7 protein-coding genes and 1 pseudogene are annotated in these 17,190 nt (G+C 66.3%); 3 read left to right on the forward strand and 5 right to left on the reverse strand.

The genetic code is table 11. From position 1 onward, the window contains the following. Positions 1-18: 18 nt before the first annotated feature. Positions 19-585, reverse strand: coding sequence for a sugar O-acetyltransferase (locus tag FZ025_RS10685; protein WP_046977411.1), 567 nt, complete (start codon positions 583-585; stop codon positions 19-21). Between the two features lie 319 nt (positions 586-904). Here FZ025_RS10685 and FZ025_RS10690 point away from each other — a divergent pair, with 319 nt between their 5' ends. The 3 genes from FZ025_RS10690 to FZ025_RS10700 all read left to right on the forward strand — a co-directional run bounded on the left by FZ025_RS10690 (position 905) and on the right by FZ025_RS10700 (position 5,661). After that, entirely contained in the window at positions 905-1,441 is a 537-nt protein-coding gene (locus FZ025_RS10690; protein ID WP_104558472.1) for a hypothetical protein, read from the forward strand. 18 nt (positions 1,442-1,459) lie between these two features. Further along, complete coding sequence (locus tag FZ025_RS10695; RefSeq protein ID WP_046977409.1) at positions 1,460-3,334, forward strand: XVIPCD domain-containing protein; 1,875 nt, start codon at positions 1,460-1,462, stop codon at positions 3,332-3,334. Between the two features lie 389 nt (positions 3,335-3,723). After that, on the forward strand, positions 3,724-5,661 hold the full coding sequence (locus FZ025_RS10700) for a M61 family metallopeptidase (RefSeq protein WP_046977408.1): 1,938 nt from the start codon (positions 3,724-3,726) through the stop codon (positions 5,659-5,661). 315 nt (positions 5,662-5,976) lie between these two features. On the opposite strand, the pseudogene FZ025_RS10705 reads toward FZ025_RS10700, so the two are convergent. The 4 genes and pseudogenes from FZ025_RS10705 to FZ025_RS10720 form a co-directional block, all read right to left on the reverse strand. Then, positions 5,977-6,135 (reverse strand): annotated as a pseudogene (locus tag FZ025_RS10705) (sugar O-acetyltransferase); the annotation flags it as partial. A 154-nt stretch (positions 6,136-6,289) separates the two neighbouring features. Then, complete coding sequence (locus FZ025_RS10710; protein ID WP_158185554.1) at positions 6,290-13,360, reverse strand: hypothetical protein; 7,071 nt, start codon at positions 13,358-13,360, stop codon at positions 6,290-6,292. 647 nt (positions 13,361-14,007) lie between these two features. After that, positions 14,008-16,209 carry a DNA helicase II gene (gene uvrD / locus FZ025_RS10715; protein WP_104558468.1) on the reverse strand — a complete coding sequence of 734 codons (2,202 nt, stop codon included), beginning with the start codon at positions 16,207-16,209 and terminating at the stop codon, positions 14,008-14,010. 80 nt (positions 16,210-16,289) lie between these two features. Then, the gene (locus FZ025_RS10720; protein WP_104558467.1) at positions 16,290-17,171 is read right to left on the reverse strand and encodes a LysR family transcriptional regulator; all 882 of its coding nucleotides are present in this window, start codon (positions 17,169-17,171) and stop codon (positions 16,290-16,292) included. Between the last annotated feature and the right edge of the window lie 19 nt (positions 17,172-17,190).

Below are 17,190 nucleotides of genomic sequence, written 5' to 3' on the forward strand. Positions count from 1 at the left end.
GCCGCGCCTTGACCCGGATCAAATTGCGGACGGATGCGGCGCCAACGGCCGCGCCGGATTGCCGGCCACGCGCGCGCCGGCCGCCACATCGCGGGTGACCACGCTGCCGGCCCCGATCAGCGCATCGTCGCCGATCGTCACCCCGGGCAGCACGATCGCCCCGCCGCCGATCCACACGTTGCGGCCGATCGTCAGCGGCCGCCCGAATTCCAGCCCGGCCGCGCGCTGCGCCGCATCGCGCGGATGATCGGCCGCATACAGCTGCACCGCCGGCCCGATCTGGGTGCCGTCGCCGATGCTGACCCTGCAGACATCCAGGATCACGCAATTGAAGTTGAGGAACACGTCCTCGCCCAGGTGGATGTTGTAACCGTAGTCGCAATGGAACGGCGCCCGCACCACCGCCCCGCGCCCGACCGCGCCCAGCCGCTCGGCCAGCAAGTCGCGCCGACGCGCAGGCGCTTCGGCCAACGCCGCGTTGTAGCGCAGCATCCACGCCTTGGCCGCGGCCTGTTCGGCCTGCAACTGTGCATCGCCCGGGCGATACGGTTCGCCGGCCAGCATCTTGTCTTTCTCGCTAAGCATCCTGCCCTCCCAGGCATTGGGGAGGGCACATCATCGCATCGCCAGGGGTTGATCCGGTGTTCGATTGCGGAGACATCATGCAGCGTCCAGCGCAACGGCTCGACAGCAGCGGCCAGCCTGGACCAGCCAGTCCACTGCGGAAATTTAACGCCACCCGTATACGAAGGTGACACACTTTTCCCCGTCAGCAGCAAGGAACGCGCCAATGCGGCTACCACGAACATCTTCGCTCTTGAGCGCTTTCCTCTGCGCAACGACGATCTGCGCCTGCGCGCAAACTCCAAAGAAGTCAGTGATGCCCGCGAATGGAGTAGCCCATATGTCCACATCCGAAGCGCCCCAGACCAGCACCCCCACCCTCAGTGCCGAGGAAATCGGCAAGCGGTTCTTGAACCTGCTGAAGGGATTGAAATCACGAGACGATCTTAGCCTTGAGCGCGTCCAGGAAGTCACCGGCGTCGCCCTGAAGCGCGTTTCCTATCCGAAGGAAAACCTTGAATCCTATTTCCATGTCCAGCCACTAGAGGGTGGCTGGAGTTATTCCCTGGACTTCATCCTTGAGTCCGCATCGCTCAAAAGGGGGGTCAGCCTGTCTTTTGAACATGGAAAAGATGGGTTTTCAGAGATGAGTGCGGTTTGCGACCTCGACTTCGAACACTACGACAAAGCGTTGAAGGAAATAGGATTCGTCGTCTCCCCGGTCTACGGTGAGATCGGGCAACTGCAAAGTTGGCGCTACACGAAATTCGCGGAAGGCGGAATCGGGGGCGACATCGATCTATCGATCATTCCCCAGAATGTAGTCGCAGGTTCGCCAGGGCGGATCTGTGTGAAATCGATCGGCACTTTGAACTAGCGGGGATAGGGGCAGCCAGTGGCAAACTCCAGTCCACAACTCGAAGCCGCGATCGCACAGTTCGCCAGCCAACAAGGCGTCAGCGCTGACCAGGTGGCACAGCTGCGCTCGGCAATCACCGCCGACGCCACATTGTTGCGGCAATTCGATCAAGAAGCGCAGGCAGGACACTTGCGTGGCTTCGCCCTTCAAGGCGCGAACGTTACGACACCGAACCTGGCAGGCACCTACGACATCCAGAGCGGCGTAGTGACGCTGCCGGCAGCAAGCTTCCAACCTTCTGCAACGACAGCGAGCAGCGACTTGAAGGCGACATTGCAAGTCCAGCAGATGTCGGTCGAGTTCGGTCACAGCACGTACCAGGATGCCGCAAGGAACAGCCATCCTGTTACGCAGGACATGCTCGAAAATTTGCAGTCCACCATCAACGGCTCGCCGGTCCTGGCCGATGAGATCAAGAAGGTGGCGACGGCGATTGCCCCGGGGGAACACCGCGCACAGATCGAGAGCTTTGGATTTGTCGGCCCGGGTGCCGCCGCGGGCGGCACTTATGATGGCAACAACAGGTCGATGAACTTGCCGCCGCTTGGATTGCAAACGAGGTCTGCCAGCAATCCTCAAGGCGGATTCAATGAGAAGGACATGACATTCGTGCTAGGGCACGAGATTCAGCACAGCTTCAATCATCCAGCAAAGACCCAGGCGACGGCCGATTTCTTGCGCGATATTGGTACGCAAGCCCAGGCTAGAGAGCCGATTCACGACTATACAGACGAGGTGCGTGCTTACATCCAGGCTGGAAGAGATGATGAAGCCAAGGCCGAGATTGCCGGATGGAATGCATTGTTGAGCAGTGAGAAGCAGAGCAACCCAAATTCCGGCCTCGCCGCAATGTATCAGACCCGCAACGATCGCGTTCTGGATTTTGTCGAGAGAGACAATGCGACACGCGCGATAAATCCAAAGCCTGGCCTTTCGTTCAATCAGGACGGCACTCTCTCGCAGACGCCGGGCAACATAGCCGCGATGGGCCAGCACTACTTCGATCGCCCGTCGCCAAATTACGCCCAACCCGGCCAGCGTCCCGTTAGCATCGGCGAACACAAGGACCATGCCGGCAACCTCCAGCCCACAGCGGACTACCCCAACGACTACGGCACGTGGGCGGTGGAGCAGATCGCGCAGGCAGAGGACCGGGCCAATGTGACCTTCCAGGGCGCTAGGCCCAGGGTCAACATCGACATGGCCGGCCTTGGATTGAGGGAAGACCTGATCGAGAACGAGGGCCTGGACCTAAGCCGCGACAAGACGCCCCGGCCCTATTACGACAGCAGCCAGACGCCGCCGGCGCTGCATCATTTCGACCACACCCAGGATGGCAGCGTCAGCCCCGCACAGGACCATCCCTACGTACCAGCCACCGCCGCCGCGCCCGCTGCCACTCCGTTCGGGCCAGACGATCCAGCCCACCCCGACCACGCCATGCTGGAACAGATCCGCAGCGGCGTGCGCAGGATCGACGAGGGCGTCGGCAAGCCCTACGACGCGATCAGCGAATGCGTCAGCCGCAGCCTGTTGGCCGCTTGCAAGGACAACCGTGAGGCCTACCCCAACGCGGGCAACCATTCGCTCGCCGAGAACGCGCTGGGCCGCGTCGATCATGTGTTGATGGGCAAGACCGGCAACATCTTCGCCGTGGAAGGCGCACTGGACGATCCCGCGCACAAACGCGCGCATGTGTCGATCGAACAGGCCATCCAGACGCCGGTCGAACAGTCGGACGCGAAACTACAAGTGGCCAATCAAGCCATCGCCCAAGAGCGGCAAATGGCTCAGCAGCAAGAGCTGTCGCGCAGCATCAACGATCCCAGCCAGGGCGGGCCTACCCGGTAAACCTTGCCGATCGCAATGATGCGCCGCATTTGGCAGTCTTCCTGTCCAAGAACCGTAGCGATGCAATACGGGCACGCGGCAGCCATCCCGACGCGACCATGAGTTCGGCGGCGCAAGCAGCGGCGCGTAACTCGCCGGCCACTGCATAGCGCAGGTGGGCCAGCCTCACACCGCTCAGCGATAGCTTGGTCACGGCACGACTGCATTTTAATGGAGTATCCGCAGGCTCACGGCCGAATGCCGGCACGATCGACTGACTACGGCGGAAGCCACTGGCTGTCGCCAAAGCTCGACCACCACGAACCAACCGGCAGCCGCACCAAGTGCGCCCCGCAGGTGCTAACGTCCCGCGCTCGCCTTTCCCCATTCCAAGCCGCCGGAGCGCCCGCATGTCCGTCCCAGCCATTCCTAGCCCCCGCCGCGCCCGCCTGGCGCTGGCCCTGGGCGTTTCCCTGGCATTCGCAGGTACAGCCGCCGCGCAGACCGTGCGTACGCCCGACGTGCCGGCGCCGCAGGACACGCCGTATCCGGGCCGCATCGCGCTGCAGGTGGATGCCGGCGACGTGCGCCAGGGCATCTACCGGGTGCTCGAAACCATTCCGGTCGCGCCCGGGCGGCTGACCCTGCAGTATCCGCAGTGGATCCCCGGCGACCATTCGCCCAGCGGGCCGGTGGCGATGCTGGCCGGGCTGACCCTCACCGCCAACGGCGCGCCGCTGGCCTGGCGCCGCGACACCTTCGATGTCTATACCTTCCATGTGGACGTGCCGGCGGGCGTGTCCGCGATCGAGGCCAGCTTCCAGTATCTGTCGCCGCGCGACGATGGCTTCGAGATGACCGACAAGATACTGCAGCTGGAGTGGAACAAGCTGGCGCTGTCTCCGGCCGGCCACTACACGCATGGCATCAGCGTGGTGCCCAGCGTCACCCTGCCGGCAGGCTGGCAGTTCGGCACGGCGCTGGAGACCGCCACCCAGTCCGGCGCCAGCACCACGTTCAAGCCGGTGGATTTCGAAACGCTGGTCGATTCACCGATCTACGCCGGCCGCTATTTCAAGCGCGTGGATCTCACCCCGCCGGGCGGCGCGCCGGTGCATCTGGACATCGTCGCCGATGCGCCGGCGTCCCTGCAGATCACGCCCGCGCAGCTGCAGGCGCACCGCAACCTGGCCGTGCAGGCGCTGAAGCTGTTCGGCGCGCACCACTACGACCACTACGATTTCCTGTTCTCGCTGTCCGACGTGCTCGGCGGCAACGGCCTGGAGCACCACCAGTCCAGCGAGAACGGGCTGGAGGCGGACTACTTCAGCGCCTGGGCCGACAACGCCCCCGACCGCGATCTGCTGGCGCACGAGTACACGCACTCCTGGAACGGCAAGTTCCGCCGCCCGGCCGATCTGTGGACACCCACCTTCAACCTGCCGATGGGCGATTCGCTGCTATGGGTCTACGAAGGGCAGACCCAGTACTGGGGCTATGTGCTGACCGCGCGCGCCGGGATGTGGACGCCGCAGCAGTTCCGCGATGCGCTGGCGATGACCGCGGCCAACTACGACCGCAACCGCGAAGGCTTCCAGTGGCGTTCGCTGGAGGACACCACCAACGATCCCACCGCCGCGCATCGCGCGCCGCTGCCGTACCGTAGCTGGCAGATGAGCGAGGACTACTACAGCGGCGGGCAGATGCTGTGGCTGGCGGTGGACGCCAAGCTGCGCGCGCTCAGCCACGGCCGCAAGTCGCTGGACGATTTCGCCAAGGCCTTCTTCGGCGTGAACGATGGCAGCCACACGGTCAGGACCTACAGCTTCGACGACGTGGTGACCGCCCTGAATGGCGTGGCCGTGTTCGACTGGGCCGGCTACCTCGCACCACGCGTGGATGGGGTGAACCCGCCACTGCTGGAAGGGCTGCAGGCCAGCGGCTGGAAGCTGGTCTATACCGACCAGCCGAGCGCGTTCGAGAAGCAGTACGACAGCCGCCACCAGTCGGCGCGCCACCGCTACAACTTCGCCTGGTCGCTGGGCCTGGTGATGAACGACGACGCCAGCATCAACGACGTGGTCTGGGACGGCCCCGCGTTCAAGGCCGGCATCAGCACCGGCGCCACGCTGCTGGCGGTCAACGGCCAGGACTACACGCGCGAGGCGCTCAAGCAGGCCATCGCCGAGGCCAGGGGCGGCACCGCGCCGATCGTGCTGACGCTGAAGTTCCAGGGCGGGGTGCGCAGCGTGGAGGTGAACTACCACGGCGGCCTGCAATACCCGCACCTGGTGCGGGTGGATGGCACGCCGGACAGCTTGAGCCAGATCATCGCGGCGCGGCGCTGACGCAACGGGCTGCCGGCGATCGGCCAGGTGACGATGACCGCCGATCAGGCGCGCATCGCGCTGCCGTCGCGCGCGACGCCGGGCTGCCCCTCCTGCACCTTCGTCGGCACAGTGGGTTTCAAGCAACTGGTCGGACATTTCGCCGGCGGCTAGCAGCGGGCGCTGGCGCGCAACTACAGCTTCCGGGAACGAACGCCCTTCGCTGACACGGCGGCCGTGCTCATGCCGCGGCGCCCATGCGCGGCCACGACCATCACGTCGCTGCGTGGCGATGGCGACGTGGCGACGTCGACGATGCCCGCGGCCGCAGCGCGCCGGCAGCACGGTCGCCCTGCCGCCGATCCGGACATTGCGGCCGATCGCCAGCGGCCGGCCGAACTCCAGCGCGGCCGCACGCTGCGCCGCAGCGCGCGGATGATCGGCCGCGTACAACTGCACCGCCGGCCCGATCTGCGTGCCGGCGCCGATCCGCACCGCGACACGTCCGTGGCGATGGCTTCGCTGCATGGGCAATGGCCTCCACCTCCACAATGCCCCTGCGCTTGCCGCCGCTGGCGCTGGTCGCGGCTGCGCGCACGTGGACGCCGCCCATGGGCGGCAAGCGGATCGGCATCGCCCAACGCGATCCTCAGGCGCCAAGGCGGTCGCGCAGCTTTGCCCGAAACATTTCCCAGGCGTGTTCAGCCGCCTGATAGGGTGGAATGCTTGCAGCCCCGGGTGGCCGGCGCACGCCTTGCCAGGCGCTTGCGTTGGCTTCCTGGTTGCGCACGAAGCTGGGCTGCTTGTGGCGCACGTCCTTGCCCCTGCCCTGTTCGGCTTGCAGTTTTTGCAGGACCTTGTACGCGGTGTGCGCCATTTTCTTGGCATCGGCACTGGCAGGCGTGTGCAACTGCACCTCGAAGGCCTGGCCGGCCTCGTCCATGTAGATCGCGTTGATGCCGCGATAAGGGTTGTCCTGCGACAGCGGCGCAGCAAAGGCATTTTTCACTCTGAGCAGCGTCATGCCGTCCTTGCGCAGCGCTTGCAATGCCATCTCGGACTGCGCCGCGAACACCTCTTCGGCGATGACGACTTCGTAGCGCAGCCCATCGAGGACATGCGCCGCTGCGCGGGCGCGATCCTCGACCTTCGGCCTTTTGCCTGCCGCCATCTCGATCTTGCTGCGGATCGACTTCCAGCTCTTGCCGTGATCGCCGACGTTCAGCCGCACGCGTGCTGCGCCGGCAGCCTGCTGCATCCGCTCCACCACCGTGCCGACGGCAGCAGTGATGGTCGGCTCGCGATCCAACGCAAACCGCTGCAGCTGTTTGGCCAGTTGCATGGACGGCGCCTCGTTGCCCGCAGCGCGCTGACTGTTGGTGCGCGGCGCATTCGCGATGCGTGCCCGACGCGGCTGGGCATGCCCGAAGTAGCTGTAATCGCTGATCTGGTTGGCGCCTGGCGGCACAGGCACCTGCGCGCATCTTTCGCGCATGGCGTCGCTGCAGGACTGCAGCAGCTTGGGATCAGGCGCCTCGGCCAGGGTTTCGGCCTGGCTGCGCTTGTAATGGCCATGCAACTCCTGCTTCGCGAGCAGGCTTTGCGGCGTATGGAATTCCACCTGGAACAGCGGCAGCGCATCGGCCTCCTGACGAGGCAGTTGCAGATGCACGACGATGCCTTTGTAAGTCGTGCCGGACACGAATGCGTTGCGTTGCCTCACCCGCCGGAACCCACGCGCTTCCATTTCGTCGACCATCTTGCGCACTGTGCGCACCAATTTCTCCGGTTCGCTGACGATCGTGTAACGCAGCGCATTGCGCACCTGCTGCGCTGCTTCGTTCGCATCGATCCCGTCATTGCGCATGCGCGACAGGATGTAGGTTTGCAGCGAGCCTTGCGACCGCAACCGCTTCTCGGTCAATGCCGGTTGGCAGTCGTGCTTGAACGTCTCCAGCAGAGCTTCCATCAGGCGGCGCGTAGCCGGCTCTGCGCAGCGGGCCTTCGCCGCCAGTTGCCGCGCCTGCTCGGCCGCCTGCTCGCGCATTTTCGGGGTGATCGGCCTTAGCCACTGTCCACTCCTCGGCCACAGCCCCTTCTCCACCAGGTGCTCGCTGCAACGCTGCATGACCCGCGCGGCCAGCGTGGGAATGCCCTCAAGATCGTCCAGGACGGCGCGCGCTTCGAGCCTGCCGGCAACGAGCCGCCGGCCCGCGCCTTTTGTATAGGGCACGCTTTGATAACCCGGCGCGCGGCACAGCAGGTTCTTGAGCGACTCGGCGCATTTGCTGAAAATCCCGGTGGCCGTATCGGACTTGTAAGAATCGGTGCCCACCTTGATGCCGATGCTGAGCAGGTTGTGCAGGCTCAGGAGCACGTCCTTCGACTCATAACCGAGCCGCGACTCAAGCTTGCGCCGGGGATAGAGATCGACCACCGCCTGCAGGCGTTCGCGCGTGCTGCCGGCGTGTTCGTAGGCCGTCGCCAGGCGCGGCAGGAGTTCGTGCATCGCCGCGGGCAATGCGAGTGGCTGTTCCTTGCCATCGCGCCATTGCGCCAGCAGATCCCTCAGCAGTTCCGCCATGTGCCGTGCAGGCGGGTACAACGCCCGCTCCACATCGGTTGCCGCCGCGTCGGCGCTGCGAGCGACTGCCACGGGGTCGGGGACGTCGGCCTCCAACAGTTTGCGCAGGTCCTTGCCCAGCGTGCTATCGGTGCCTTCATAGGTGCCGATGACGGCGCGCTCGGCCACCCATGTCTGTATTTCGGGCGTTTGCGCCAGCAGACTGACCTGCAGTCCGGTGAAGGCTTGAATCGCGCCTTTGTAGATCGCCAGGATCTGCGTCGTGCGGCTGGGATCGTAGGCGCCAGTATGTGGGTCGATGGCCGGCGTGTGCGTCTTGGGTGGCTTGAACGAGGGCTTGGGGTGCGCCTGCCGTTCCTGTTCGGCCTCGCGCACGTACTGGCTCAATGCCGGACGGCCGGCAAACAACTGCACCGGGTCGCCATCGCAGTCGGCATCCAGGCGCTTGATGGTGTGCAGCGGCAGTGCCGCCAGCGACCCCGGGGCATACACTTCCGTGCCCACATACACACCCCGGCTTTCCACGTTGGTATCGCGCTCCACGGGCGCCTTTGCCTGCTGCCAGTCGCTATGCACCTTCACGTCCTTGGCCGGGCCGACCCGGTCGCAATCGGCATATTCGGCCGGCCACATCGCATCGGGGACCACGATGTCGATCCCTTTCAGGCCAAACCAGGGCTTGTCGGCTTCCGCCCTGGCTGGCGCAGGATCCTGCCGATCCAGGGCCTGCACCGCATCTTCCACGCCAACGTAGCTGTATTGAAGCGCCGCACACCGACCCAGGAATTGCGCGGTGGCGTCGCCGCCCGCTTCAGTGCCAATCCGCTCCGGCGCAAAAACCACCATGTTGGCCTGGTCGTAGGGCGACTTGCCGATCAGCAGATCCGCCCCGTCCCAATCCGCGCTCTTGGCCGCGGGCAGGTGCGCGCTATCGTCCGTCGCCGCCACCAAGATCGCGGTCTTGCCCTGCATCAGGCCGTTGACCGCGCAGCGGAACAGCGTTTCTCCGCGCGGCTCCTCCGACAAATCCGGCAATGTCCGCTGTAGCGATCGCACCGCCTCCTCCGCCACCGCATCGTTCGGCGCATAGTGCTGCAAGGCGCTCAACGACATGTGCGAGGCGCGGCTGTGGCCGATCGGGTCCAGCCTCTTTCCACCCTCCAGTCCCATTGCACGGCGATACGCCGGCATCCGCTCGGCCACGGAGGCCTTGATGAAACCGCAGCCATCGTAGGGCTGCACCGCGACCGGGCGGCCGCTGCGGTCGCGCAATTTGAATGGGTGCGCGATCGCAGCGTCTGTGCGATCCGCAATATCCGGCATGAAGCACATCCGGAACTGGCCTTCCAGCACATGGTCTGCCGGCCCCAACCCCGGAATTCCTTGCGGCGGCGAGGGCTTCATGAGTCGCTGGAAATACCAGAAGCTTTCCTTGTTCGGAAACAGCTTGGCTAGCATCTGCACGAACGGGGCATCCGGCAGCATGTCGCAGACCCGGACCCCGACAAACTTGGGCTTGCGCCTGGTTTGTTGCGCGGCCTGGTCCTGCATGTCCTCGAATTGTGAGCGCCCCAGCTTCGCCGCACTGCCGCCGAACAGATTGAAGCAGTACGGTACGTTGTCGTGGGTCACGGTGCGTTCCAGTTGGAAAGCACTTGGCGGACTCTCCAGTTCCACCTCGATGACAGGCATGTTTCTGGTGAGCCGGGCCAGCACCGTGTAGCGTTTGGACGCGTCTTCTTCCGCGCCACGGGCCACTGGTCGGCCAAAGCTGTCCACGCGCGGTGACGGTAGACAGACGCCTGCGCCGTCGTGCGGCACGCGCGGCGAGTGACGCCATTGGGCTGCCACTGCGTCCAGCCGGATCGGCGTTGGCGTCTGACCGGCCTGAGCCAGCTGATCCTCGATCTGCGCGGCATGGGCGTGAAGGTAGTGGTGGAGCGCGCCGGTGACCTCATCGGATTCGATGAGCGCCTGCACGGCCCAGCCCATTGCGCCGAGCTCTCCATCCAGCACTGCGCCCGCCCGCGCGGCCACGCCCTTTAGCCAATCCTCCAGCGATGCGCGGCGGGCATCGGCCTTTTGCGGCGTCCCTCCCACGTGCCGCCAGCGCCATTGGTGGGCGACCGTCACGTAGGTCTTGAGCGTCAGGTAAAGCGAGCGCCCCAGTTGGCGGCCGGCCCGCATCTCCTCCCCTGCGGCGTTTCGGCCCCCCGCGTCCTCCGCTTGCGCGCCGTGTGCCAGCGCGAGAGCGATTTTGCGTTCTACCAGCGGCTGTAGACGCTCCAGCAGTTCCAGCACCGACCGCCGATGACGGCGTAGGCCGGGCTCCTTGCTGCGCAGAAACGGCAGCAAGCCGACGCACACACCACTCACCGTCTCCAGATTGCTGGTGCGCAGACCGGTCTGCAGATGCAGCGCTTCGAGGCGCTGCAGTGCAGGCCTGGCCAGTGCAGCGAGGTCGTCGTACAGGCCGGTCTTGGCCAGCGCTTTGAGAACGACCGACAAGCTCAAGAACGAGAATTGCGTGAGCCGCTCGGGCGCCTGGATCAGATGCGCGGTCAGTTCATGCAAGCGACCCCGCATGAGCGCCTCCAGGGACTCGTCAGCGCCGTCCTCTGCCCACATCGCCGCCCGCGACAGCGCGTTGGCCAACTGCGCGAGATGGGCCTGGTCGAACATCGCGTACGCGTGGCCACCTGCGCCCAGGCTCTCCGCGATGGCCTGCATGTCCATCTGCGCCGTCTCCAAAGCCCCTGGGCGGCTGAGGCCATTGGCTAGCATCGCCAGGTACTGAGGCGATTCGGACCACGCGCCTGCTGCATCCGCTCTGTGTGCCACCTCCTGGCTTACCGCGAGCAGCCCGGCGTCCACGTCGTTGTTCGCAGCCGCTCTGCCCAAGCCACTGGCCAAAAAAGCCAAGTGCAACGAGCCGAAGCCGGGCAACCGGCCCGTTGCATCGGCCCGCCTGGCCACCTCCCGGCTTATTGCAAGCAGCCCGCTTGCGCCGGTGCCGTCTTCGGCCAGGCGGCCCAAAGCATTGGTCAATACTGACAGGCTCTGCGAGGTCAGACACGCCAGTCCGTCGCCTACAGCATCGCGCCGCGCCACCTCCTTGCTTATTTCCAGCAACCCGGAGCGGCAGTCGCGATCGCTGGTCATCTTGCTCAGGCCGCTGGCCAGCATCGCCAAATGCAAGTCCTCCGCCGCCCACAAGCCGTCATCCATATAGCTCCGACGCAACGTCTGCCGACCCACGGCGGCCAAGCCGGCAGCTCCCGCATCGTCCTCAGCGACCTTGGCCAAATTGATCGCCGCCAGCGCCAGGCCTTGGCTGCTTAGGTCCGATAACCCGCGATGCAACCTCTCTCGCCGCGCAAATTCATGACTCACCGCAAGCAAACCAGCGCTATCGCCACTGTCCTCGACCACCTTGCCCAGACCGTTGGCCAGCATCGATAGCTGCTGGCCATCGATGTCTTCCATCCCCCCTGGCGCACGGTGGAACCTTTCTGCGACCTCGCGGCCGATGGCGCACAAGGCACGTACGTTCCATCGGTTCTTGGTCCCTTTGGCCAACCCATTTGCCAGCAGGGCCAGACCCGGGTTGCCGAAGTCAGACCAGCCACCGGGCAGGTCGGCCCGGCGCAGCACCTCTTCGCTGACCGCGCTCAATCCCGCCGGGCTGTTCCCCTCTTCCCCGACGGTGCTCAACCCATTTGCCAACATTCCCAGTTCCTGGCTCTTGAACTCCCGGAGTCTCCCATGTGCCGCGTTGCGCCGTTCCAGCTCCCGGCCTATCGCAACCAGGCCAGCCATACCGTCCTTGTGACCGACGACCGCACTCAGCCCCTTGGCCAGCATCGCCAAGCACTGTGGAGACAGCCTGGAGAGCCCGTCAGGCGCATGCGCACGCAGTACGACTTCACAACCTGCCTTGAGCAGCGCATCGCGCGCGTGCGGATCCTCGCTCGCTTTGGCCAGGCCGCCGACCAGCATCGACAGGTTGCGAGCATCGTAGCCGGGCAATCCACCTTGAGCATCGGCACGTCGGCCTACTTCCCGGCCCACTGCAATCAGCCCGGACCTGCAATCGTTCTCGTCGAACGCTTTGGCCAAGCCATGAACCACCATCGATAACTGCTGATCGGTGTAATCCGCAAACCCGCCTCGCAGGCCATCCCTGCGCACCATCTCCCGGCCCAGCGCCATCAGCCCCTCTACGCTGTCCGAGCTCTGCGGTGCCTTGGAGAGCGCATTGGTCAGCATCGCGACGTCTTGCGGATTGAATGCCGGCAATCGGTCTGTCGCCGACGACAGACGCACAGCGACCTCTCGGCCCATTTCCCCCAAGGCGGCGCCGCCATCTTCCACGGCGCCACGCAGAAGCGGCTGCGGCGCTGCCTGCGCTTCAATCGTTTTGTCGAACAGATGCTCGAATCCGTTGGCCATCATCGCCAGCGTTCTTGCCTGCAACGCCGACAACCCAGCGCACATGCTGCGCACGACCACCGCCCTGCCGATCAAACCCAATGCCTCGCAGGATTTTGCGAATGCGTCGTCAGCGCTGTGCTGCAAGGCCTTGGACAGCCCATTGCAAAGCTGCGCCAGGTGATGCGTCTGGAACTCGCGCAGTTGCGGTTCTTCCTGATAGGTCAGGCGTTCCTGCTTGGCCCCGCGGCCGACTTCGTCGGCGATCCGAGCGATGCCTTGCACGCATTGCAGGCGAAGTGCGGCCTCGTCCGGCAGATTCTTCAGGTCGAGGCATTTGGCCAGCGCGTTGGCCAGGCTCGCCGCGCTTTGCGGATCGCACGGCGGGAGATGGCGCGCCTCGGCGAGGCCACGGCCGATCAGCCCAAGCGCCTGCCGATACGCATATCCCGGCTTCGGCAAACGCAGCTCCGGGGCCTGGCTGAAGGCGTTGGCCAGCAGAGAACACCCAATCCAATGAGCGTGGCGCCACTCGGGAGCATCGCTTCCCCGTGCGCACAGCTTCTCCGCGACCTCGCGGCAAGTCTGCCATTGCCGACTCTTCTTCGCCTGGTTCGCCCGGCGGCTGTCGCTGATCCAATCGATGGGCGCGGCCGAGGGAGAACCTTGTTCCCGCTCCGCGCGCTGATCCAGGCGGGGCCTCACGCGCCGTTCCAATGGCGCTGCTTCGTTGCGCGCTCTCCGCCGCACCTGTTCCGTCGCGTCCATCCGTCGCCGCTGCGGCGCACGGCCGTCCTCTTCCGGCGCAGCGGGAGCCTCCTCGCGCGGTCGACACCGGCGCAGCTCCCCGCGCTGCGGCAAGTGATCGATGGGCCCTTGCGGCCGACGCTGCCGCGACGTCCCTGCCGCCTGCGCGTCTTGTGTTCCGGATGGCGGCGCGAATCCGTCGGCCGATACGCCCCGCGCCGCGTCGTCACTCGCCGCAGCGACCCCCGAGTGCGAGGCCGTAGCGCCTGCAACCTTGCGGAATCCTGTCATTGGCACGCCTGCATGAAATTGTGTCGCGCAATTATTGGGCAGGTCTTGGCCGGGGACTTTTAGCCTCGCGAAGGACGCGTTTGAAAACCGAACGGCAGCCGGCTGCCCCGCGGACGCGCGCTGCGGGTGCGGACCCGCGCGGCACCTGCCGCCGGTGCCGCTGGCACTGCTGCCACCGGCGCTGGGCGCCGCAGGGCCGCGCTTGCGCGCACACGGTGCCGTGTCATCGCATCGCGCCAGCTCCGTCCTCCCGCTCTCCCTGCCCCAGGCACGCGCAAGCGCGGCGCGATCTGCTCGGGGATTGGTGACACGCCCTAGATCACCGTCAGATTCGCGTACGCCATCACCAGCCACTTCGCGCCGACCTCGTCGAACTGCACCTGCACGCGCGCGTGCGCGCCGCTGCCTTCGTAGTCGATGACCACGCCGCCGCCGAACTTGGGATGCTGCACGTTGGCGCCGAGCCGGATCGCCGGGGCTTCGATGGCGCTGTGGCCGAGGTTGCGCGGCGCGCCCAGCGAGGCGCTGCGCGAGACCTGCACCTTCGGCCGCACTTCGTGCAGCAGCTCGCGCGGGATCTCGCGCAGGAAGCGCGAGGGCACGTTGTAGTTGTCCTGGCCGTGGATGCGCCGCGACTCGGCATAGCTGAGCACCAGCTTGTGGCGCGCGCGGGTGATGCCGACGTAGGCCAGGCGCCGCTCTTCCTCCAGCCGGCCGCTCTCTTCCAGCGAGCGTGCGCTGGGGAACAGGCCGTCTTCCATGCCGGCCAGGAACACCAGCGGGAACTCCAGGCCCTTGGCCGAATGCAGGGTCATCAGCTGCACGCCGTCCTCGCCGGCCTGGGCCTGGCCTTCGCCGGCCTCCAGCGAGGCGTAGGCCAGGAACGCGACCAGTTCGGTCATCGCCTGGCGGCCCTCGTCGGCGTCGGCGTCGTTGTCGGCGCGCACGAAGCGCGAGGCGACCGAGACCAGTTCGTCCAGATTGTCGGTGCGCGATTCCGAATCCAGCCCGCCGCGGCTTTCCTTGCTCCAGTGCTCGCGCAGCGCCGAGCGCGCCAGCACCTGGTCGATCTGCTCGGGCAGCGGCAGACCGGCCACGTCGGTGGACAGCTGCTCGATCAGCCCCAGGAACTGCGCCAGCGCGTTGCGCGCGCGCGCGGCCAGGTCGCCGCCCTGCTGCGCGGCCTGTTGCGCGGCGGCCCACAGCGACAGCGACTGCGCGCGCGCCAGGCGCCGCACTTCGTCCAGGGTGCGGTCGCCGATGCCGCGCGTGGGCGTGTTCACCGCGCGCTCGAACGCCGCATCGTCGGCGCGGTTGGCGACCAGCCGCAGATAGGCCAGGGTGTCCTTGATTTCGGCGCGCTCGAAGAAGCGCATGCCGCCGTAGACGCGGTACGGCACCTGCTCGGCGAGCAGCGATTCTTCGAACGCGCGCGACTGCGCGTTGCTGCGGTAGAGCACCGCCGCCTCGCTGTAGCTGCCGCCGTCGCGCACCCACTGGCGCGCGCACTCGACCACGTAGCGCGCCTCGTCGATCTCGTTGTAGGCCGCGTACAGGTCGATCGGGTCGCCGTCGCCCGAATCGGTCCACAGCTGCTTGCCGATGCGGTCCGGGTTGTGCGCGATCACCGCGTTGGCGGCGTTGAGGATGTTGGCGCTGGAGCGGTAGTTCTGTTCCAGGCGGATGGTCTGCGCGTTCGGGAAATCCTTCAGGAAGCGCTGCACGTTCTCGACCTTGGCGCCGCGCCAGCCGTAGATCGCCTGGTCGTCGTCGCCGACCACGAACACGCGCCCGGTATCGCCGGCGAGCACGCGCACGAACGCGTACTGGATCGCGTTGGTGTCCTGGAACTCGTCGACCAGGATCTCGCCGAAGCGGCTGCGGTAATGCGCCAGCAATGCCGGATTGTCGCGCAGCAGCTCGTGCGCGCGCAGCAGCAGCTCGGCGAAATCGACCAGGCCGGCGCGGTCGCAGCGCTCCTGGTACAGCGCGTAGGCGCTGCGCAGGGTAGTCGTCCACTCGTCGCGCGGCTCGGGCTGGATGTGTTGCGCACGCCGGCCTTCGTCCTTCTGCTGGTTGATCCACCACACGATCTGCTTGGGCGGGAACTTGCCCTCGTCCAGTTCCAGCTGCTGCACCACGCGCTTGACCAGCCGCAGCTGGTCGTCCGAATCCAGCACCTGGAAGCTTTCCGGCAGCTTGGCGTCGGGCCAGTGCAGGCGCAGCAGGCGGTGCGCCAGGCCGTGGAAGGTGCCGATCCACATGCCGCGGCTGCCGTTGCGCAGCTGCAGGTCGGTGCGCTGGCGCATCTCGCCGGCGGCCTTGTTGGTGAAGGTGACCGCGAAGATGCCGTGCACCGGCACGCCATGGACTTCGTTGAGCCAGGCGATGCGGTGGGTGAGCACGCGCGTCTTGCCGGACCCGGCGCCGGCCAGGACCAGGTAATGGCCGGACGGTGCGGAGACGGCCTCGCGCTGGGCGGGGTTCAGAGCATCGAGCAAATGGGAGACATCCACCCGGACATTTTACCGGTTGCGGCGGCGCATCGGCTGCGACCGGGGCGGCGCCGACGCGAAAGGCAGCGATTGCGCCATGTTCACGGCGCCGCGAACAGCCGGTCGGCGACGAAATCCACGAACGCGCGCAGCTTCGGCGACAGCTGCCGACTCGATGGCCACAGCACGAAGAACTGGCCGCTGTCGCCCAGATACCCATCGAGCAGGCGCTGCAGGTGCCCATCGTCGAACGCGTCGCGCGCCAGGAACTCAGGCATGCAGGCGATGCCCATGCCGCCGATCGCCGCCGCACGCAGCGCCTCCATGTTGTTGCAGGTCAACGCCGCCGGCGGCAGCGGCGCTGGTTCGGACAATGGCCACTCGTGCAGCTTGCCGGTGGTGGGAAAGCGGAAGCGCAGGGTGTCGTGCGCGGCCAGCTGCGCCGGCGTCTGCGGCACGCCGCGGCGGCGCAGGTAGACGGGTGCGGCGCAGATGCAGAAACGGAACGGCCCCAGCCGCCGCGACATCAGGCTGGAATCGGCCTGCGTGCCGCTGCGGATCACCGCATCCAGGCCGCGCTCGACCACGTCGACCAGGCGATCGTCGAATTCCAGTTCCAGCTCCACCTCGGGGTAGCGTTGGCGGAACTCGGGCAGCAACGGCAGCAGGAAGCGGTAGCCGATGGTCGGCAGGCCGACCCGCAGCAATCCGCGCGGCGCCTGCCGCGTCTGCGCCAGCACGCTCTCGGCCTCGCGCAGTTCCTCCAGCACGCGCTGGCAGCGTTCGTGGAACAGGCGTCCTTCCGCAGTCAGCGCGATGCGCCGGGTGGTCCGTTGCAACAGGCGCACGCCCAGTTCGCGTTCCAGCGCAGCCACGCTCTTGCCCACCGCCGAGGCCGAGATGCCGAGCACGCGGCCGGCGCCGACGAAGCTCAGCTGTTCGGCGGCGCGGACGAAGGCGACGATGCCAGTCAGACGATCCATCTGCGGATATTAAGGAATT

Source organism: Xanthomonas hyacinthi (assembly GCF_009769165.1).
In the GTDB taxonomy this organism is placed as follows: Bacteria; Pseudomonadota; Gammaproteobacteria; order Xanthomonadales; family Xanthomonadaceae; genus Xanthomonas_A; species Xanthomonas_A hyacinthi.

Bases quoted from the DNA above. Each gene is read 5' to 3' on its own strand.
- FZ025_RS10685 (WP_046977411.1), bottom strand. From the start codon at position 585: ATGCTTAGCGAGAAAGACAAGATGCTGGCCGGCGAACCGTATCGCCCG.
- FZ025_RS10690 (WP_104558472.1), top strand. From the start codon at position 905: ATGTCCACATCCGAAGCGCCCCAGACCAGCACCCCCACCCTCAGTGCC.
- FZ025_RS10700 (WP_046977408.1), top strand. From the start codon at position 3,724: ATGTCCGTCCCAGCCATTCCTAGCCCCCGCCGCGCCCGCCTGGCGCTG.
- FZ025_RS10720 (WP_104558467.1), bottom strand. From the start codon at position 17,171: ATGGATCGTCTGACTGGCATCGTCGCCTTCGTCCGCGCCGCCGAACAG.